Origin of the sequence: Rhodococcus sp. T7 (assembly GCF_009872365.1) — a bacterium.
Classification (GTDB): Bacteria; Actinomycetota; Actinomycetes; order Mycobacteriales; family Mycobacteriaceae; genus Rhodococcus_F.
The window spans coordinates 104,822-123,717 of record NZ_WXYH01000111.1; the positions used below are offsets into that span (position 1 = coordinate 104,822).

Annotated in this window: 17 protein-coding genes; 10 read left to right on the forward strand and 7 right to left on the reverse strand. The window is 68.2% G+C overall.

Annotated features, from left to right (window positions below; all coding sequences use genetic code 11):
• Nucleotides 1-16 precede the first annotated feature (16 nt).
• From MLGJGCBP_RS13975 to MLGJGCBP_RS13990, 4 genes are all read left to right on the forward strand, one after another.
• A complete protein-coding gene (locus tag MLGJGCBP_RS13975; protein WP_160096272.1) occupies nt 17-2,293 on the forward strand; it encodes a DNA polymerase III subunit gamma and tau in 2,277 nt (758 codons plus the stop codon).
• A 212-nt stretch (nt 2,294-2,505) separates the two neighbouring features.
• Nucleotides 2,506-3,720 (forward strand): acetyl-CoA C-acetyltransferase, encoded by a 1,215-nt coding sequence (locus MLGJGCBP_RS13980; protein ID WP_012691313.1) that lies wholly within the window; start codon nt 2,506-2,508, stop codon nt 3,718-3,720.
• 29 nt (nt 3,721-3,749) lie between these two features.
• The gene (locus tag MLGJGCBP_RS13985) at nt 3,750-5,891 is read left to right on the forward strand and encodes a 3-hydroxyacyl-CoA dehydrogenase NAD-binding domain-containing protein (protein WP_160096274.1); all 2,142 of its coding nucleotides are present in this window, start codon (nt 3,750-3,752) and stop codon (nt 5,889-5,891) included.
• A 154-nt stretch (nt 5,892-6,045) separates the two neighbouring features.
• The gene (locus tag MLGJGCBP_RS13990) at nt 6,046-7,083 is read left to right on the forward strand and encodes a type IV toxin-antitoxin system AbiEi family antitoxin domain-containing protein (protein ID WP_160096276.1); all 1,038 of its coding nucleotides are present in this window, start codon (nt 6,046-6,048) and stop codon (nt 7,081-7,083) included.
• A gap of 32 nt (nt 7,084-7,115) precedes the next feature.
• On the opposite strand, the gene MLGJGCBP_RS13995 is transcribed toward MLGJGCBP_RS13990, so the two are convergent.
• Both MLGJGCBP_RS13995 and MLGJGCBP_RS14000 read right to left on the reverse strand, forming a co-directional pair.
• Complete coding sequence (locus MLGJGCBP_RS13995) at nt 7,116-8,417, reverse strand: class I SAM-dependent methyltransferase (protein WP_087557180.1); 1,302 nt, start codon at nt 8,415-8,417, stop codon at nt 7,116-7,118.
• Nucleotides 8,414-9,865, reverse strand: coding sequence for an FAD-binding oxidoreductase (locus MLGJGCBP_RS14000; RefSeq protein ID WP_160096441.1), 1,452 nt, complete (start codon nt 9,863-9,865; stop codon nt 8,414-8,416). The genes MLGJGCBP_RS13995 and MLGJGCBP_RS14000 overlap by 4 nt, the downstream gene beginning before the upstream one ends.
• Before the next feature lie 248 nt (nt 9,866-10,113).
• Between MLGJGCBP_RS14000 and MLGJGCBP_RS14005 the strand changes: the two genes are divergently transcribed.
• From MLGJGCBP_RS14005 to MLGJGCBP_RS14025, 5 genes are all read left to right on the forward strand, one after another.
• Complete coding sequence (locus MLGJGCBP_RS14005) at nt 10,114-10,548, forward strand: SRPBCC family protein (RefSeq protein WP_087557182.1); 435 nt, start codon at nt 10,114-10,116, stop codon at nt 10,546-10,548.
• 118 nt (nt 10,549-10,666) lie between these two features.
• Nucleotides 10,667-11,008, forward strand: coding sequence for a YbaB/EbfC family nucleoid-associated protein (locus tag MLGJGCBP_RS14010; protein ID WP_012691319.1), 342 nt, complete (start codon nt 10,667-10,669; stop codon nt 11,006-11,008).
• A 9-nt stretch (nt 11,009-11,017) separates the two neighbouring features.
• Nucleotides 11,018-11,626: a recombination mediator RecR gene (recR, locus tag MLGJGCBP_RS14015; protein WP_005248644.1), complete on the forward strand. Its 609-nt coding sequence runs from the start codon at nt 11,018-11,020 to the stop codon at nt 11,624-11,626.
• Nucleotides 11,623-12,195, forward strand: coding sequence for a TetR/AcrR family transcriptional regulator (locus tag MLGJGCBP_RS14020; RefSeq protein WP_160096278.1), 573 nt, complete (start codon nt 11,623-11,625; stop codon nt 12,193-12,195). Before recR ends, MLGJGCBP_RS14020 begins: the two co-directional genes overlap by 4 nt.
• Nucleotides 12,196-12,278: 83 nt before the next feature.
• Nucleotides 12,279-13,736: an MFS transporter gene (locus MLGJGCBP_RS14025; protein WP_160096280.1), complete on the forward strand. Its 1,458-nt coding sequence runs from the start codon at nt 12,279-12,281 to the stop codon at nt 13,734-13,736.
• A gap of 125 nt (nt 13,737-13,861) precedes the next feature.
• On the opposite strand, the gene MLGJGCBP_RS14030 is transcribed toward MLGJGCBP_RS14025, so the two are convergent.
• The gene (locus MLGJGCBP_RS14030) at nt 13,862-14,194 is read right to left on the reverse strand and encodes an ArsR/SmtB family transcription factor (RefSeq protein WP_072938215.1); all 333 of its coding nucleotides are present in this window, start codon (nt 14,192-14,194) and stop codon (nt 13,862-13,864) included.
• Nucleotides 14,191-14,637, reverse strand: a complete 447-nt coding sequence (locus MLGJGCBP_RS14035) for an SRPBCC family protein (protein ID WP_160096282.1) — start codon at nt 14,635-14,637, stop codon at nt 14,191-14,193. Before MLGJGCBP_RS14035 ends, MLGJGCBP_RS14030 begins: the two co-directional genes overlap by 4 nt.
• Nucleotides 14,638-14,839: 202 nt before the next feature.
• Here MLGJGCBP_RS14035 and MLGJGCBP_RS14040 point away from each other — a divergent pair, with 202 nt between their 5' ends.
• The gene (locus MLGJGCBP_RS14040) at nt 14,840-15,856 is read left to right on the forward strand and encodes a type IV toxin-antitoxin system AbiEi family antitoxin domain-containing protein (RefSeq protein ID WP_160096284.1); all 1,017 of its coding nucleotides are present in this window, start codon (nt 14,840-14,842) and stop codon (nt 15,854-15,856) included.
• 83 nt (nt 15,857-15,939) lie between these two features.
• On the opposite strand, the gene MLGJGCBP_RS14045 is transcribed toward MLGJGCBP_RS14040, so the two are convergent.
• The 3 genes from MLGJGCBP_RS14045 to MLGJGCBP_RS14055 are packed head-to-tail and all read right to left on the reverse strand — an operon-like array spanning nt 15,940 to nt 18,839.
• Nucleotides 15,940-16,650 (reverse strand): type 1 glutamine amidotransferase, encoded by a 711-nt coding sequence (locus MLGJGCBP_RS14045; protein WP_087557187.1) that lies wholly within the window; start codon nt 16,648-16,650, stop codon nt 15,940-15,942.
• Complete coding sequence (locus MLGJGCBP_RS14050) at nt 16,643-17,896, reverse strand: Mur ligase family protein (RefSeq protein WP_087557188.1); 1,254 nt, start codon at nt 17,894-17,896, stop codon at nt 16,643-16,645. Before MLGJGCBP_RS14050 ends, MLGJGCBP_RS14045 begins: the two co-directional genes overlap by 8 nt.
• 25 nt (nt 17,897-17,921) lie before the next feature.
• Nucleotides 17,922-18,839: an EamA family transporter gene (locus tag MLGJGCBP_RS14055; protein WP_160096286.1), complete on the reverse strand. Its 918-nt coding sequence runs from the start codon at nt 18,837-18,839 to the stop codon at nt 17,922-17,924.
• Nucleotides 18,840-18,896 lie beyond the last annotated feature (57 nt).

An 18,896-nucleotide genomic window follows, 5' to 3' on the forward strand; every position in this document is an offset into this window, starting at 1 on the left:
CCGGTAGTCTTTCCGCGTGGCCCTGTACCGGAAGTACCGACCCGCATCCTTCGCCGAGGTGGTGGGGCAGGAGCACGTCACCGAACCACTGAGCACCGCTCTCGACGCCGGACGGATCAACCACGCGTATCTGTTCTCCGGTCCCCGCGGCTGTGGCAAGACGTCGTCTGCCCGCATCCTGGCCCGATCGCTGAACTGCGTGGAGGGGCCGACCTCGACGCCGTGCGGCCAGTGCCCCTCGTGCGTGGCGCTCGGCCCCGGCGGGTCGGGCAACCTCGACGTCACCGAACTCGACGCGGCCAGCCACGGTGGCGTCGACGACACCCGTGAGCTGCGCGACCGCGCGTTCTACGCGCCCGCCGAGTCCCGGTACCGGGTGTTCATCGTGGACGAGGCCCACATGGTCACCACGGCGGGTTTCAACGCGCTCCTCAAGATCGTCGAGGAGCCGCCGGAGCACCTCATCTTCATCTTCGCGACCACCGAACCCGAGAAGGTGCTGCCGACCATCCGTTCGCGCACTCATCACTACCCGTTCCGGCTGCTCGCGCCCACGACGATGCGCGGGCTGCTGGAGAAGATCTGCCAGCAGGAGAGTGTTCCGGTCGCCGACCCGGTGTATCCGCTGGTCATCCGCGCCGGCGGCGGGTCCCCGCGTGACTCGCTGAGCATCCTCGACCAGCTCCTCGCCGGCGCGGGCGAGGAGGGCGTCACCTACCCGCGCGCGCTCGCCCTGCTCGGCGTCACCGACGTCGCGCTGATCGACGACGCCGTGGACGCGCTGGCCACCGGCGACGGCGCCGCGCTGTTCGGGACGGTCGACCGCGTCATGGACGCCGGGCACGATCCGCGCCGGTTCGCCGTCGACCTGCTCGAGCGCCTGCGCGACCTGATCCTGATGCAGGCGGTCCCCGACGCCGCCGAACGCGGCCTCGTCGACGCTCCCGGTGACGTGCTCGAGAACATGCGCGCCCAGGTCCAGCGGATCGGCCCCGCCACGCTCACCCGGTACGCCGAGGGGATCCACGCCGGTCTCGGCGAGATGCGCGGCGCCACCGCCCCCCGCCTGCTGCTCGAAGTGATGTGCGCCCGGATGCTGCTGCCGTCGGCGTCCGATGCGGAGTCGGCCGTGCTGCAGCGGCTCGAACGTGTCGAGCGCGGACTTCCGCCCGCAGGCTCCGCGCCGGCCGCCGCCGCAGCCGAGCGGCCCGCGGCGGCATCGGAGCGCGCGCCGCAACCGCCCGCCGAGCCGGAACCGGAGCCGAAGTTCCAGCGACCGTCGATGCGCCAGGCCGCGGCGGCCACCGTGCCCCCGCCGCCCGAGCCGGAACCCGAGCCGATGCCGCGGCCCGTTCCGGAGCCCGAGCCCGCTCCCGTTCCAGAACCGGAGCCGACGCCGCAGCCCGAACCGACGCCCGTTCCGGAGCCGACGCCGGCACCCGAGCCGACGCCGCAGCCCGTGCCCGAACCGGCGCCCGAGCCCGGGCCCTCTCCCGTTCCGGTCCCGGAACCCGAGCCGACTCCTGCACCCGCGCCTGAGCCGGCGCCCGCTCCCGCGCCGGAGCCGACTCCCGAACCGGAGCCGGAGCCGCCGCTCGCACCCGAGGTGGAGGCGGCCCCCGCAGCGTCCGCGGGTCCGGATGCTGCGACCCTGCGCGAGGCCTGGAATTCGCTGCGCGAGAAGGTGAGTCAGCGGAACAAAATTCTGCCCGCCATGTTGTCGGCCGCCACGGTGCACGATGTGCAGGGCAACCGCCTGATCCTGGCGCACCCGGTCCCCAACCTGGGTGCCCGGATCGCGTCGCCGCACAACGCCCAGGTGATCACCGAGGTGCTGTCCGAGATGTTCGGCGGCACCTGGGAAGTGGAGTACCAGGCCGGTGCCCCGACGGCGCCGCCCCCGCCGATCGCGAAGGCCGCTGCGGCCCTGACGAAGCCGGCGGGCGCACCCCGGTTCTCCCGGCCCAGCCAGGAGAGGAGTGCGCAGCGGCCGCCGCAGCAGCAGTCCGACGGCCGGCGCACCGACGCGGGTCCCGGTGCGGCGCAGGCACGCCCGTCGTCCGAACCGGACGACGACATTCCTCCTCCGGAGGCACCCGACTACCCGGACGATCCCGGGCCTATCGACTACGAGGCTTCGGCGTCGACGCCGCCCGTCTCCACACCCGAGGACGAAGAAGAGATGTTCAAGGAGGCGGCGGAACCCGCCGATCCCGCGACTCGCCGCGACCCGGAGGACGTGGCGTTCGAACTGCTCAAGGACATGCTCGGGGCCAAGAAGCTCGAGGGCTGAACCGGACGGCCCCGTCCAGTCACGCCGGCTGCGCATCCTGCAGTTCGAGCACGAGGCCGGCCGGTTGTGATCGCCTGGGTCACGATCCAGGATCGCTTCGGTCCTTCCTACTGTTTTGCAACACGTTCTAAGGTGGAGTGCCGGGGTATGCCCCGTGCAGAGCGCCGTGTGCACGGTCGGCGTCGACGCAGATAAGGAAGGAACACTCCACAGTGACCACAGAGGCATTCATTTATGAAGCCATCCGGACCCCGCGCGGCCGCGGAAAGAAGACCGGTTCGCTGCACTCGGTCAAGCCGATCTCGCTGGTCACCGGCCTGATCGACGAGCTCCGCGCCCGCTTCCCCGACCTGGACGAGGATCGCATCTCGGACCTGGTCCTCGGCGTCGTCACCCCCGTCGGCGACCAGGGCATGGACATTGCCCGCGTCGCCGTCAACGACGCCGGACTGCCCGACACCGTCGGCGGCGTCCAGCTGAACCGGTTCTGCGCGTCCGGCCTCGAGGCCGTCAACACCGCCGCGCAGAAGGTGCGGTCCGGCTGGGACGAACTGGTCATCGCCGGTGGCGTCGAATCGATGTCCCGCGTGCCGATGGGCTCCGACGGCGGACCGTGGGCGCTCGACCCGGCCACCAACTATGACAACTACTTCGTCCCCCAGGGTGTGGGCGCCGACCTGATCGCCACCATCGAGGGCTTCTCCCGCGAGGACGTCGACGCGTACGCCGTCCGCTCGCAGGACCTCGCCGCGAAGGCGTGGACCGGCGGCTACTTCGCCAAGTCCGTCGTCCCGGTCAAGGACATCAACGGCCTCGTCGTCCTCGACCAGGACGAGCACATGCGTCCCGGCACCACCCTCGAGAACCTCGCGGGCCTCAACCCGTCCTTCGCCGGTGTCGGCGAGATGGGCGGCTTCGACGCGGTGTCGCTGCAGAAGTACCACTGGGTCGAGAAGATCAACCACGTCCACCACGGCGGCAACAGCTCCGGCATCGTCGACGGGGCCGCACTGGTCCTCGTCGGGTCCGAGCAGGCCGGCAAGGACATGAGCCTGACCCCGCGCGCCCGCGTGGTCGCGACGGCCACCAGCGGTGCCGACTCCACGATCATGCTCACCGGCCCGACCCCGGCCTCGAAGAAGGTGCTCGCCGCCGCCGGTCTGACCGTCGACGACATCGACCTGTTCGAGATCAACGAGGCGTTCGCGTCCGTCGTGCTCAAGTTCCAGAAGGACCTGAACATCCCCGACGAGAAGCTCAACGTCAACGGCGGTGCCATCGCCATGGGCCACCCGCTCGGAGCCACCGGCGCCATGATCACCGGCACGATGATCGACGAGCTCGAGCGCCGGAATGCCCGGTACGCCCTCATCACCCTGTGCATCGGCGGCGGTATGGGCGTCGCCACCATCATCGAGCGCGTCTGACCGCCCGGACCATCAGGAGACTTGAAGCAGTGAGCGAGCAGAACATCATCAACTGGGAGCAGGACGCCGACGGCATCGTCGTGCTCACCATCGACGATCCCAACCAGGGCGCGAACACCATGAACGACGCCTACATCTCCTCGATGAAGGCGACCGTCGACCGCCTCGTCGACGAGAAGGACTCCATCACCGGTGTCGTGATCACGTCCGGAAAGAAGACGTTCTTCGCCGGTGGCGACCTGAAGAACATGATCAAGGTCGGCCCGGAGAACGCCGACGAGATCTACAGCCACAGCGTCGCGATCAAGTCGGACCTGCGCCGCCTCGAGACCCTCGGCAAGCCCGTCGTCGCCGCCATCAACGGCGCCGCACTCGGTGGCGGACTCGAGATCGCCCTGGCCACGCATCACCGCGTCGCCGCCGACGTGAAGGGCGTCAAGATCGGCCTGCCCGAGGTCACCCTCGGTCTGCTGCCCGGCGGCGGTGGCGTCGTGCGCACCGTCCGCATGCTCGGTCTGCAGAACGCTCTCATGCAGGTGCTGCTCCAGGGCCAACAGCGCGGACCGGTGCAGGCGAAGGAGGTCGGACTCGTCGACGAGGTCGTCGCCTCCGTCGACGAGTTGGTGCCCGCCGCGAAGGCGTGGATCAAGGCCAACCCCGAGGGCGGCGTCCAGCCGTGGGACAAGAAGGGCTACCGGATCCCCGGCGGCACCCCGTCCACCCCGGCGTTCGCCGCGAACCTGCCCGCGTTCCCCGCGAACCTGCGCAAGCAGCTCAAGGGTGCACCCATGCCGGCACCGCGCGCCATCATGGCCGCCGCCGTCGAGGGATCGCAGGTCGACATCGACAACGCGCTCCTCATCGAGGCCCGCTACTTCACGTCGCTGGTCACGGGACAGGTCGCGAAGAACATGATCCAGGCGTTCTTCTTCGACCTGCAGGCCATCAACTCCGGCGCGTCCCGCCCCGAGGGCATCGAGAAGACCCCGATCACCAAGGTCGGTGTGCTCGGCGCCGGCATGATGGGCGCCGGAATCGCCTACGTCTCCGCGAAAGCCGGCTTCGACGTCGTCCTCAAGGACGTCACCATCGAGGCCGCCAACAAGGGCAAGGCGTACTCCGAGGGCATCGAGGCCAAGGCGCTGTCGCGGGGCAAGACCACCGAGGAGAAGTCGAAGACGCTCCTCGACCGCATCACGCCGACCGCCGACCCCGCCGACTTCGCCGGTGTCGACTTCGTCATCGAGGCCGTGTTCGAATCGCAGGACCTCAAGCACAAGGTGTTCCAGGAGATCGAAGACATCGTCGACCCGAAGGCGCTGCTCGGCTCGAACACGTCGACGCTGCCGATCACCGGCCTCGCGACCGGTGTGAAGCGCCAAGAGGACTTCATCGGAATCCACTTCTTCTCGCCCGTCGACAAGATGCCGCTCGTCGAGATCATCCGCGGCGAGAAGACATCCGACGAGGCCCTCGCCCGCGTCTTCGACTACGTGCAGGCCATCCGCAAGACGCCGATCGTCGTCAACGACTCCCGCGGCTTCTTCACCTCCCGCGTCATCGGCACGTTCATCAACGAGGCCATCGCCATGCTCGCGGAGGGCATCGAGCCCGCCACCATCGAACAGGCAGGCATGCAGGCCGGCTACCCGGCGGCACCGCTGCAGCTGTCCGACGAGCTGAACCTGACGCTGATGCAGAAAATCCGCAAGGAAACCGCGGAAGCCGCGAAGGCCGAAGGCAAGGAACTGCCCGCCGACCCGGCAGGCGACGTCATCAACACGATGGTCGATAAGTTCGACCGCAAGGGCAAACTCGGCGGCGCAGGCTTCTACGACTACGCCGACGGCAAGCGCACCGGCCTGTGGCCCGGGCTGCGGGAGAACTTCGGTTCCAAGGAACTCGAAGTCCCGTTCCAGGACCTCATCGAGCGCATGCTGTTCATCGAGGCCATCGAAACGCAGAAATGCTTCGACGAGGGCGTGCTCCTCACCACCGCCGACGCCAACATCGGCTCCATCATGGGCATCGGCTTCCCCGCCTGGACCGGCGGTGTGTCGCAGTACATCCAGGGCTACGAAGGCGGCCAGGCCGGCTTCGTCAAGCGCGCCGAAGAACTCGCCGCCAAGTACGGCGAGCGCTTCACCCCGCCGGCGTCGCTGAAGGCGTAGGCGGCTCCGCCGCCCGTGCGCCTTTTTGGTAGCTGCAACAACCAAAAAGGCGCACGGGGAGGGTTATCCACAACTTCGCGGTTATCCACAGGAAGAGTGGATAACCGCGTTTTTGTCGGCATCGGAGTCGGACGCGCATCGCACGATGCGCCGTATGACAGACATCGATCACCACGACTTTCAACGCCTCGTCGACACTCAGTTCGGGCTCGTCACGCAATCCCAACTCGAGCCCTTCGGCTTCACGCGGGGCCGGGTGCGGCATCTGCTGGACTCTGGTCAGTGGCGCCGGGTGCTCCAGGGCGTCTATGCCGTCACCAACGGCCCGTTGACCCGGGAAATGATCCTTTCGGCCGCCCTTCTCTACGGTGGCGGCCACTCGATGCTCAGCCACATCACCGCCGCGGAGGAATGGGGGATGGTTCGCGTCCGCGACGGCGAACCGATACACATCACGGTGCCCTACGGGAAGTCTTCGCGGTGCCAGAGCGCGACGGGCATGCGTCCGTCGCGTAAGCCGGGCAATCCGATCGCGCTGTCGTCGTCACTGCATCCCGGTGTCGTCGTGCATCGGTCGAGGGCGCACGAATACATTGCCGTCGACACGGACCAGCCGCGGACGTCGAGGGCGGACACCGCGTTGGATGTGGCGATCGCCGAACCGACGGCGCGGGACGCCTTCACCCGTCTCATCGCCCTCGTGACCAATGCCCGGATCCCTCTGCGCGACATTCGACGACGCATGGAGGAGCGGCGGCCGCGCCGATACCGCAAGACGCTCACAGACGCGGTACGACTACTCGCAGACGGGGTGCAGTCCGTGCTCGAATACCGCTACGCCACCGACGTCGAGGACGCGCACGGGCTTCCGCGGGCGCGGCGCCAGTCACCCGTGGTCGTGGATGGCCGCACCCTCTTCGAGGACTGCGACTACTCCGACCACGGCGTGCCGCTCATCGTGCGGCTCGACGGTCGCCGCGCGCACGCCATGGCGGAGGTGGCGTTCCGGGACCGTCGACGCGACAACGCGGCGGAACTGCAGGGGCGGCCGCGACTCGTCTACGGGTTCGACGAGGTGACGAAGAATCCGTGCGTCGTAGCCCGTGAAGTGGAGACCGTGCTCGTGCGGGAGGGGTGGAGCAGGCCCGGCGAAATTCCCTGCCGGGCCTGTGCGCCTTTCTGGTTGCCGTAGCTACCAAAAAGGCGCACGAGCGGCGGAGCCGCCTACTTCCACCACGGCCGGAGCGGGACGTGCGCCTCGCCCTTCGGCCCGAGCTTGACGGCGAGGACCTGGTGCAGCTGAACGACGTTGCGTTCGAAGCCGAGTCGCGACCCGGCCATGTAGAGGCCCCACACGCGGGCGGTGCCTTCCCCGACCTCTGCGACGCAGGCATCCCAGTTGTCGACCAGGTTCTGGCACCATCCGGCGAGGGTGAGTGCGTAGTGTTCGCGCAGGTTCTCCTCGTGCCGCACCTCGAGTCCGACGTTCTGGATCTCGGAGATGATGCGTCCGGAGCCGGTGAGTTCGCCGTCGGGGAACACGTACCGGTCGATGAACCCGCCTGCGCGGGCCTGACTCTGGTTGTCGGGCCGGGTGATGCAGTGGTTCAGCAGCCGGCCGCCTTCGCGGAGTTTGCTCTGCAGCAGTCCGAAGTAGGCGGGGTAGTTGCCGACGCCGATGTGCTCGGTCAGGCCGATGGAGGAGATGGCGTCGAAGCCGGTCTCGGGGACATCGCGGTAGTCGGAGAACCGGACCTCGGCGAGGTCGGACAGCCCCTCTTCGGCGATGGCCTTCTGCGCCCATTCGGCTTGTTCGCGGGACAGGGTGACGCCGATGACCTTGACGCCGCGGCGTGCGGCGAACCGGACCATCGATCCCCAGCCGCAACCGATGTCGAGCAGGCGGTCGCCGGGCTGGAGGCCGAGCTTCTCGAAGACGAGGCGGTACTTGTTTTCCTGCGCCTCTTCGAGGGTCTGCTCGGCGTTCTCGTAACACGCGCACGTGTACGTCATGGACGGGCCGAGGACGTACTCGTAGAACGTGTTCGAGACGTCGTAGTGGTGGTGGATGACCTCGGCGTCGCGGGACTTGGAGTGCCGCAAGCCTTCTGCGACCCGGCGCCACCGCGGGAGGTGCTCCTGCGGGGGAGGGGCGATGGGGCGCAGCAGATCCCAGCCGAGCGACCGGGTGATGGCGGCGAGTGTGAGCGCGGACGGGCGACGGAAGTGCAGTTCGTCGCCCATGACGCGGAGGATCTCGTACGGGTCGCCGGGGTGGACGCCGCGGGCCTCGAGGTCGCCGGACACGTAGGCCCGGGCCATGCCGAGGTCGCCGGGTGCGGTCGCCAGGTACGTGGTGCCCCTGGTCGTCTTGAGGTGGAGCCCGTAGGGGGCGTCCTCCGGGCCTGCGGCGCTGCCGTCGTAGGCGGAGAACCGCAGGGGGAGCATGCCGTCGGACAGAGTTTCGAGAATCTCTGCGATGGTCAGCTTGTGGTCTTGCGAGCGTGAAGCTTTCAGGGTTGTCATCGACGTTGCACCGCCTTGGAGAAAAGGTCCAGTAATCGTGTTTTGGGGTCGTAGCGTTTTTTCAGTTCCGTGTATCGATCGCCGCCGTAGTAGAGGCGTTCGAAGTCTTCTCGTGAATAGTACGAATCGGAGTAGAGGGACTTGTGTCCGTCGAAGTCGCTGACCTTGTCTTCGATCAGTCGATTCGCCGCCCCCTCGGGCCGGCCCGGGACGATGGGGACCGAGGACCAGAAGCCGATGTTCACGTACGTGCGTTTCGGTTCGAGGGGGTACAGGGGCCACGGGCGTTGCGAGGACGCGCCTGCGGGGGCGGGTTCCCGCAACCGCAACGGGCACAGCCACAGCGGCTCGATGGGGATCTCGTCGAGGAACCAGCGGACGAAATCCGCGGTGCGGTCGATGGGGACTTCGACGTCCTGCACGACGCGTTCCCGCGGCGGGTTGCCCTTGCGCTTCTCGATCCGGTCGCCGATGTCGTACTTGTGGTCGAGGGCGATGAGCTTCCAGTAGAAGCTGCTGCGGAGGAGCCGCTTCGGCCACAGCCTGCGGACGGTGGGGTTCTGGGCACCGAAGGCGCGTGAGCACCAGAACCAGTCGGTGTCCCAGCGCCACAGATAGTCTCGGATGGTGAGTTTGTCCGTTTTGGGGTGGTTCACGGAACTGTGCTGGATGGATCGGTAGAAGATGTTCTGGCCGGTGTAGTCGCTGACGGGGCCGCCCTCGTCGGTCTGATGGCCCAGCGTCAGGTAACTCTCGGACTCGGTGAAGACGACGCCGTCCAGGTAGTCGACGGGGATGCCGTCATGGACGCGGTCGGTGACGATGCGATCCATCGCCGACTGCAGCTCGTCCAACGAGTCGAAACGCAGATGCCGCAGTGCCACATATCGGTTGACGGGCTCGAGCTGGATGCGCAGACGCGTCGAGTAGCCGAGCGTTCCGTACGAGTTGGGGAACCCCCAGAACAGGTCGGAATTCTCGCCTTCCGGTGTCGCGGTGACGATGTCGCCGTTGCCGGTCAGGACGTCGATCTCGAGGACCGATTCGTGGGGGAGCCCGCTGCGGAACGACGTCGACTCGATGCCGAGGCCGGTGACCGCGCCACCGAGCGTGATGGTCTTGAGCTGCGGAACCACCAGCGGCGCCAGCCCATACGGCAGGGTGGCGTCCACCAGGTCCTCGTAGGTGCACATTCCGGCGACGTCCGCGGTCCGGGCCTGCGGGTCGACGGAGATGACTCCGCCGAGGCCGGAGACGTCGAGGCCGGGTGCGCTGGTCTGCGCCCGGGCCCGGAACAGGTTGGACGTCTTCTTCGCGAGCCGCACCGTGGCGTCCGTGGGGATCGCACGGTAGGACGCGAGGAGTCGTCGGACGCCGGCGCGGTGAGCGTCGATACCCGTGACGGGCAGAGTGCGATGCGCACGGAAGGGGCGTCCACCCTCCCGCATGCTTTTCAGTAGTTCAACCGAAGAGGCAGCCACACCTTGACGCTATCCCTCTCCGAGGGTTCAAGCCACGCATATCGGCGCGCGCGACCCAAGATTCACACAAATGTCTCATCAATGTGCGGGTCGCGACCATGCCGAAGTGAGCTACCTCACAATAGATTGCCACGTCATCGCCCCGACTCGCGGCCGGAAGGCAGGATGGGAGGAGGAAGCAGTTTCGTACAAATCGTACAAGAGGAGTCAGAACAGTGGGCCAGGTCAGCGCGAGCAGTTCGATCACCGTCGCAGCCACACCGGAGAAGGCGCTCGCGGCTTTGACGGACTACGAGACGGTGCGTCCGCGCATCCTCTCGGAGCAGTACCTGGACTACCGCGTCCTCGAGGGCGGGCAGGGCGGCGGCACCGTCGCGCAGTGGACGCTGAAGGCCACCGAGAAGCGGTCCCGCGACATCAAGGCCACGGTCACCGTGGCGGGCAACACGATCACCGAGACGGACGCGAACTCGTCGCTCGTCACCACCTGGGTCGTCGCGCCGAGCGGCAGCGGGTCGACGGTCACCACGACCACCGAGTGGAAGGGCGCGGGCGGCATCGGCGGCTTCTTCGAGAAGACGTTCGCCCCGCTGGGTCTGAAGAAGATCCAGGGGCAGGTGCTGGCGAACCTCGAGCGCGAACTCGGCTGACCCGGGTCCCGTTCGCTCCGGCGCCGTCGACGGGATTCGCGCGACGGGCGTCGGCGGCGGACCGCGCCGACGGTCACGGTCTACGCTGGCAGGGGAAACAGCAGAAAGGACCACGTCAGTGCAACCAGGTGGACAACCCGACATGTCGCAGCTCCTCGCGCAGGCGCAGCAGATGCAGCAGCAGCTGATGGCCGCGCAGCAGGAGATGGCCGAGGCCGAGGTCACCGGGCAGGCCGGTGGCGGACTCGTGACCGCGACGGTCAAGGGAACAGGTGAAGTGGTCGGTCTGAAGATCGATCCGAAGGTCGTCGATCCCGACGACGTGGAGACTCTGCAGGACCTCGTGATCGGTGCGATCGAGGACGCGTCGAGCAAGGCGCAGGAGATCGCGGCGCAGAAGCTCGGTCCGCTCGCGGGTGGATTCGGTGGGGGCGGCCTGCCCGGCCTCCCCGGTTTCTAGAGGCGCGGCGTGTACGAAGGTCCGGTTCAGGATCTGATCGACGAGCTGGGCAAGCTGCCCGGCGTCGGGCCGAAGAGCGCGCAGCGCATCGCGTTCCACCTGCTCAGTGTCGAGCCGCCGGAAATCGACAGGCTCAAGAACGCCCTGCAGCGGGTGCGTGACGGCGTCCAGTTCTGCGTGGTGTGCGGCACGGTGTCCGACAAGGAACACTGCCGCATCTGCGCCGATCCGCGCCGCGACCGCACGGTGATCTGTGTGGTCGAGGAGCCGAAGGACGTCCAGGCCGTGGAGCGCACCCGCGAATTCAAGGGCCGCTATCACGTTCTGGGCGGCGCGCTGGATCCGCTGTCCGGGGTGGGCCCCGACCAACTGCGTATCCGGGAGTTGCTCGCGCGCATCGGTAATCAGGAGGACGGCGTCGACGTCTCCGAGGTGATCATCGCGACCGATCCCAACACCGAGGGGGAGGCCACCGCGACGTATCTGGTGCGGATGCTGCGGGACTTCCCCGGTCTCACGGTCAGCCGGCTCGCGTCGGGTCTGCCGATGGGCGGCGACCTGGAGTTCGCCGACGAGCTCACCCTGGGCCGGGCGTTGTCGGGGAGGCGCACGCTGTGACGTCGGATCCGGGCACGGCGGCGCCGGTGAAGCGGACGGCCGAGCAGTCGCGGTCGCTGATCGTCGACGCTGCGGGCCGGGCGTTCGCGACGCGTCCGTACCGGGAGATCACGCTCAAGGACATCGCCGAGGACGCGGGGGTCAGCGCACCGCTGATCATCAAGTACTTCGGGTCGAAGGAGCAGCTGTTCGACGCGCTCGTCGACTTCCGATCTGCAGCGGAGGTGCTGTTCAGCGGTCCGCTGGACGGTCTGGGTGAGCGGATGGTGTCGACATTCGCTCGGCCGCTCGAACCGTACAAGCCGTTGTCGTTGAGCATCCTGTTCATGAGCGGGCCGAGCGAGGAGGCCAGCCGAAAGCTGCGGGCCAACTATTCGACGCAGATGATCGACACGCTGGCCGTACGACTGCCCGGGCCCGGTGGCCGGCTGCGCGCGGAACTGGTGATGTCGATGCTGACGGGTCTCGCCGTGATGCGCCGCAAGATGATGCAGGAGCATGCGACGGGCACCCCGGACGAGGTGGTGGCGCGTTACGCCCCGCTGGTGCAGGAGTTGCTCGACGGCTAGGGCGGATTGTCGGGCTTGCGGGGTAAATGGTTGTTCACCTACTGTGGTGAACAACCATTTACCAGCTGCGCGAGGGGTGACATTTGACGATCTCGTTGCCGCGCCCGCTCTCGGCGCTCGCGGATCACCCGGGCGCGCAACCAACATCGGCCAACGGATCGCGTTACCTCTTCCCGATTCTCGCCTTCGCGGGTGTGTTCCAGGCCGTCCTGCAGACGGTCATGGTGCCCCTCCTGCCCAGCATGCCGACGTTCACCGGCGCGAGTCAGACGTCGGTGTCCTGGCTGATCACCACCACCCTCCTGGTCGGCGCGGTCGTCACCCCGATCTTCGGCAGACTCGCCGACATGTTCGGCAAGAAGCGCATGCTCCTCGTCGCGTTCGTCTTCATGACGATCGGCGCGTTGATCTGCGCCGTGACGTCCGACATCGCGTTCCTGATCTTCGCGCGGGGACTGCAGGGGGCGGGCGCCGCCGTCATCCCGGTCGGAATCTCGATCCTCCGCGACGAACTGCCGCGCGAGAAGGTCCACGGCGCCATCGCCATGATGAGTTCGACCCTCGGTATCGGCACCGCGCTCGGACTGCCGTTCGCGGCGTCCGTTGCCGAGTACTCCAACTGGCACGTCCTCTTCTGGGTCATCGCCGGCATCGGGCTCGCGGTCACCGTGGCCGCGATGCTGTTCATCCGCGAGTCCGAGGTGCGGTCGGGTGGGCGGTTCGACGGGGTCGGCGCCGTCGGTCTCACCGCCGCACTCGTCTGCCTGCTCGTCCCGATCACCCAGGGCAGCTCGTGGGGCTGGGGAAGTCCCGCGGTGCTCGGCATGTTCGGGTCGGCGGTGTTCCTGTTCGCGCTGTGGGGGTATCAGCAGCTACGGAACCGGAATCCGCTCGTGGATCTGCGGGTGTCGGCGCGACGGTCGGTGCTGCTGCCCCACGTCACGGCACTGCTCGTCGGTTTCGCGTTCTACGGAAACGCCCTCATCACCACCCAACTTCTTCAGGCGCCCCGCGGCGACGCCGGCTACGGCCTGACGATCCTGCAGGCCGCGGTGTGCCAGCTCCCGACGAGTCTGTCGATGATCGTGTTCGCGCAGGTCGGGGCCCGGGTGTCAGAGCGCTACGGCTCGAAGGTGACGATTCTGTCGGGCGCGATCTGCTTGGTCATCGGCTACGTGCTGCACACCGTGCCGCACAAGGAGCTGTGGCTGGTGATCGCGGCGCTCGGGGTCGCGGCGATCGGAACGGCACTGGTGTACAGCACGCTGCCGATGCTCATCGTCCGGGCCGTGCCGTCCACGCAGATGGCCGCGGCCAACGGCGTCAACGTGCTGCTGCGGACGATGGGCACAACCATGTGCAGTGCGGTCGTCGCGACCGTCCTGGCCGCGAGCATGGTGGGAGGCGTCGCCTCCGCCACCGGATTCTCGATCGCCTACGGGGTGTGCGCCGTGCTGGCGGTCCTGGTGTTCGCGGTGTCCCTGGCCCTGCCCGGGCACGATCGGGCGAAGAAAAGTCCGATGGAACCTCTTGTGACGTAGATCACTCGCGTGTATCGTCAGTGATGCGGATCGAGGAAATGTACCTGTGAGCAGAGAAAACTCGAGAAGCAGAGATCCGGCCGAGAATGCAGAAGCATTCCCGGCCGAACCCCTGTCTGGGGTCTTTACTCCTCCATCGATTCCGCGATCTCCTTGATGGCTGCCAAACGACGGTCCCACTCGGCCCCGATCCGTTCCAGTGTCCGTGCCGTCTTGTTCAGTTCGGCGCCCAGCGCGCGGTAGCGGATCTCGCGGCCCACCTTCACCGATTCCACCAGCCCGCACGCTTGCAGCGCGGTCAGATGTTTCGCGATGGCCTGCCGCGACACCGGAAGCCGGGTGGCCAGCGACGACGCCGACTGGTCGGACCGCCCGAGTTCGGTCAGGATCTCCCAGCGGGTCTCGTCGGACAGCGCCGCGAACACCGAGGCCAGTTCGGCATACGTGCCCACCGTCATGCCTTCACGCCGTGCAGGTACGCGACCAGTTCGTCGAGTTCGGCGTGCCAGCCCTGGGCGTTGGCCTCGCGGGCCCGCTTCTGATCGGCGACCTCGCGGTCGAGGGTGTCGAACCCGGTTTCGACGACGGTCAGTTCGGTGCCGGCGGCGTGCTCGGACAGCGTGAACCGCACCAGGGTCGAGTTGCCGACCACCGGCTCGGCGTCGATGTCGGCGGCCCAGCGGAAACCGAACGCGTTCGGTTCGTCGACCTCCGTGACGACGGCGCGGGCCGTGCCGTGCTCGTCCCACGTGAAGGCGGCCTCGCCGCCGACACTGAGGTCGAGCGACGTGTGCTGCCCGAACCACTGGCTGATCTTGTCGGGATCCGTGATCGCCGCCCATACCGCCGCTCTCGGGGCGTTCGCGACAACGGTCCTGGTGATGCTGCTCGATGCGTCCATGGCGGCTACCTTTCTCGCGGGTTATCTGCAACTCCATGGTTGCACACGTCTGCCGGTTCGTGCAACTGCTGGGTTGCACTGACACGTGAGTGGCAAAGCGTCGCCGGGGACGCTTTGCCACTCACCTGGGTTATGCACAGCTTGTGGATAACCGGGCCTGCGGGACCGATCCGTGTCGGGGACGGCCGACACCGTTTCGGGCATGGAACACGACTCATGGCAAGCGCTTCTCGACGCCCAGGACGGCGTCGTCACCACGGCACAGCTACGGGCGCACGGCGTCAGTGCCACCGCACTCCGGCACCGGGTGGTCACCGGCCAATGGTTGAGGGTGCTTCCCCGGGTCATCGCGGTGACCAACGGCCCGCTCACGCGCCCGATGGCCCTCTCCGCCGCGCTTCTCTACGGCGGCGGTCGCGCGATCCTCAGCCACCGGACCGCGGCCGAGGAGTGGGGGATGCTCCGCATCGACGACCCGTCCGCTCCCGTCCACATCACCGTGCCCTACAAGTGCTCGGCGGTGAACCAGGGGCCGTCGGTACGTGTACCGGGCGGTCCACGCCCGACCTCTGCCGGCAACGCCCTCGTGCACGGCGGCGTCGTGGTCCATCGGTCCCGGGCCTTCGGGCACATCGCCGTCCCGTTTCGCCAACCCCGAACATCGAAGGCCGACACGGTGTTCGACCTCGCTGTGTCCGAAGAAACCCCGAAGGAAGCGGCGGCGCGATTGATCGAAGCGGCCACCAACGGCAAGGTTCACGTCGATGCGCTCCGCCGGAAACTCGAGCTCCGGCGCCCGTACCGGCACGCGACGGAGATCGCCGATGCGGTGACGCTGCTCGGCGACGGCGTCCAATCCGTCCTCGAGCATCGGTACGCGCTCGACGTCGAGAGGTCGCACGGACTGCCGGCCGGGAAGCGTCAGATGCCGCACGTCGTGGACGGCCGGATTCTGTACGAAGACGTCGACTACAGCCCGACCGGAGTCCCGTTGATCGTCCGGCTCGACGGGCAGCAATATCACAGCGGGCAGCAGTCCCGCTTCCGTGACCGCCGGCGTGACAATGCCGCGGAACTCGCCGACCGTCCGCGGTTGGTCTACGGGTGGGACGAGACCACCCGCGACCCGTGCGGGGTGTTCGAGGAGGTGCGGCGCGTGCTGGTCCGGGAGGGCTGGGCCGACACGACGCACCGCTGTCCCGCCTGCCGACGTGAGTGAAATAGCGTGTCCGGGGACTCTTTCCCACTCACCTGCGAGGTGAGTGGGAAAGCGTGCGGGACCACACTTTGTCACTCACGTACCTAGACGCGCAGACGCTCCCGGCGCAGTTGGTCGACCTCGGGCAGGTCGAGGGGGGCGAGTTCGTCGACGCCCAGTGCCCGCTTCAGCAGCAGGTCGGCGAGTTCGGGGTTGCGGGCGAGCGCGGGTCCGTGCATGTACGTGCCGATCACGGAACCCTGCACGACGCCTTCGAGCCCGTCTCCGACGCCGTTGCCGACACCGTGCGTGACCCGGGCGAGTCCGCGGGCTCCGGCGCCGAGTGTGGTTCCGCCGCGGTGGTTTTCGAATCCCGTCAGCGGCTGCGTCAACCCGTCGATCTGCGGGGTGGTGATCACCTCGCCGATGGACCGCGTCGCCTGCGGGGACGTGGTGACGTCGAGCATCGACACGCCGTCGACGCGTTCGCCGCTCGACGTCTCGTACCAGTTGCCGAGCACCTGGATGGCGGCGCAGATCGCCAGGACGGGGGCGCCGCGTTCGGCGGCTTTCTGCAGTCCGGGGTACTTGGCGAGGTGCCGGGTGGCGAGGCGTTGCGCCGAGTCCTCGGCCCCGCCGAGCGTGTACACGTCGAGGGACTCCGGGACCGGGTCGTTCAGCGTGATCTCGACGATCTCCGCGTCGTAGCCGCGCATCCGCAACCGCTGCCGGAGGATCAGGGCGTTGCCGCCGTCGCCGTAGGTGCCCATCACGTCGGGCAGCACCAGGCCGATGCGGACGGTCGAGTCAGGCATTGCGCGCCTCCTTCGCGATGGCGGTGTTGAGGTCGCGGAACGCGGTGTAGTTGGCGAGCACCTCGACGCGTCCGGGTGGGCAGGACGCGATGGCCCGCAACGGGTTCGGGTCGAGGGTGTGCTCGACGCCGGCGTACGTGAGGCGGACGGCAAGGTCGGTGCCGCGTTCGCCGGCCGCCACCACCTTGACGCCCTCGAAGTGCTCGAACCGCACGTCCCACAGCCAGGACAGGTCCTCGCCGTCGGGAACCTGCCCGTTGACGGCGATCACGAGTCCGTCGACGGTGGGGTCGATCATCGACAGCGCTTCCTGCCAGCCGGCGGGGTTCTTCGCGAGCAGCATGTGCACGGAGTGCGATCCGACCTCGACGGTGCTGTAGCGGCCCGCGACCTCCTGCACGGTGGCCGCGGCGGCGACCGCGTCCTCCGCCTTCGCGCCCATCGCGACGGCCGCCGCGACGGCCTGCGCGGCGTTGCCACGGTTGGCGCGCCCGGGCAGGGCGAGCGTCATCGGGATCTTGAGACCGTCGGGCCCGTACAGGTTTTCGTCGTCCAGCCACCAGTCGGGGGTGGGGCGCGCGAAGTCGGAGCCGGTGCTGCGCCAGTGCGAGCCCTCCCAGACGATGGGTTCGCCGGTGCGCGGACAGCTGGCGGCGTCGCTGGCCCAGCCGCCGCCCGCGGCGACCCAGACGACGTTCTTCGCGTCGTAGGCGACGGAGGCGACGAGGACGTCGTCGCAGTTGGCGATCACGACGGACTCCGGGTGCGCGGCGACGCAGGCGCGAAGTTTGCGTTCGATCATGTTGATCTCGCCGACGCGGTCGAGCTGGTCGCGGCTGAGGTTGAGCAGAACGAGGGCTTCGGGGTTGACGGCGTCGCTGACGTGCGGGACGTGCAGTTCGTCGACCTCGAGGGCGGCGAGGGGCGCGTGGACGCGGGTGCTGAGTGCGGCGACGATGCCGGCGTCCATGTTGGCGCCGTCCGCCTGCGTCGCGACCTCACCGAGGGTGGAGAGCGCCGCCGCGGTCATCCGGGTGGTGGTGGACTTGCCGTTGGTGCCGGTGATCACCGCGGTGCGCCGGTGGGCGCCGAGCTGTTCCATCAGGGTCGGGTCGATCTTGAGGGCGATCAGCCCGCCGATCATCGAGCCCTTGCCGCGCCCGGCCTTCTGCGACGCCCAGGAGGCCGCGGCCGCAGCGCGCAGGGCGACCTTCCCGCGCGTGGTGATCCCAGTTCCAGTACTCACTCCGCGAGTTTTGCACAGGGTCCGGTCAGACGCCGACTCGCGCGGGGGCAGGTGAGTGCGAAAGTGTGCTCGGACGCGCTTTGGCGCTCACCTGGGTGGCGGCGGCACCGGCGATGACGACGGCCCCGCCGATCAGCGACAGGACGCTCGGCTCCTCGTGCAGCACCAGCCAGGACGCCCCGATCCCGACGATCGGGACCAGGAGGGAGAACGGCGCGACCATTCCGGCGGGGTAGCGGCTGAGCAGCGCCGTCCACAGACCGGAGCCGGCGACCGTGCCGAGGATCACGATGTAGGCGAGGCCCGCGAGCGCGAGCGGACCGGTGCCGTGCAGCGAGGACGTCAGGGCGTCCCAGCCGGCCGACGGCCCCTCCACCCCGAGCGACAGCGCCAGCATCGGCAGCGGCGGGATGACGCACATCCACAGCATCAGCCGCATCGGCTGGTCGGACGCGGCCTTGCGGTTGCCGATGTTGCCCAGCGCCCACGACAGTCCCGCGAGCAGGGTCAGGGCCACCGGCAGCAGCGCGGCGTGCTGGGCGCGGTCCCAGCCGATGAGGGTCATTCCAGCCATCGCGACGAGCAGTCCGCCCACCTGCGCCGGCCGCAGCCGCTCCCGCAGCGCGGCCGCGCCGAGGACCACCGTGAACGGCGCGGAGGACTGCAGCACCAGCGACGCCAGCCCGGTCGGCATCCCGACGTGCATGGCCCAGAACAGGAACGCGAACTGGCCGACGCCGAACCCGACGCCGTACACGAGCAGCCACTTCAGCGGGACCTGCGGTCGGGGAACGAACAGGATCACCGGGATCGCGATGACGAAGAATCGCAGGGCCGCGAAGAAGAACGGCGGGAAGTGGTCGAGGCCGGCGCGGATGGCGAGGAAGTTGAGCCCCCAGAGGACGACGACGGTCAGTCCGAGCAGCCGGTCGCGGGAGGTCATGCATTCCATCGTGAGGGCCGGAAACAATCAGGACAAGCGCATTAAAGTGCACCATCG

Coding starts and splice junctions, on each gene's coding strand:
- MLGJGCBP_RS14045 (WP_087557187.1), bottom strand. CDS start 16,650: ATGCCTGACTCGACCGTCCGCATCGGCCTGGTGCTGCCCGACGTGATG.
- MLGJGCBP_RS14030 (WP_072938215.1), bottom strand. CDS start 14,194: ATGACGGTGGGCACGTATGCCGAACTGGCCTCGGTGTTCGCGGCGCTG.
- MLGJGCBP_RS14055 (WP_160096286.1), bottom strand. CDS start 18,839: ATGACCTCCCGCGACCGGCTGCTCGGACTGACCGTCGTCGTCCTCTGG.
- MLGJGCBP_RS14000 (WP_160096441.1), bottom strand. CDS start 9,865: ATGCGGGAGGGTGGACGCCCCTTCCGTGCGCATCGCACTCTGCCCGTC.
- MLGJGCBP_RS14040 (WP_160096284.1), top strand. CDS start 14,840: ATGGAACACGACTCATGGCAAGCGCTTCTCGACGCCCAGGACGGCGTC.
- MLGJGCBP_RS14035 (WP_160096282.1), bottom strand. CDS start 14,637: ATGGACGCATCGAGCAGCATCACCAGGACCGTTGTCGCGAACGCCCCG.
- MLGJGCBP_RS13990 (WP_160096276.1), top strand. CDS start 6,046: ATGACAGACATCGATCACCACGACTTTCAACGCCTCGTCGACACTCAG.
- MLGJGCBP_RS13995 (WP_087557180.1), bottom strand. CDS start 8,417: ATGACAACCCTGAAAGCTTCACGCTCGCAAGACCACAAGCTGACCATC.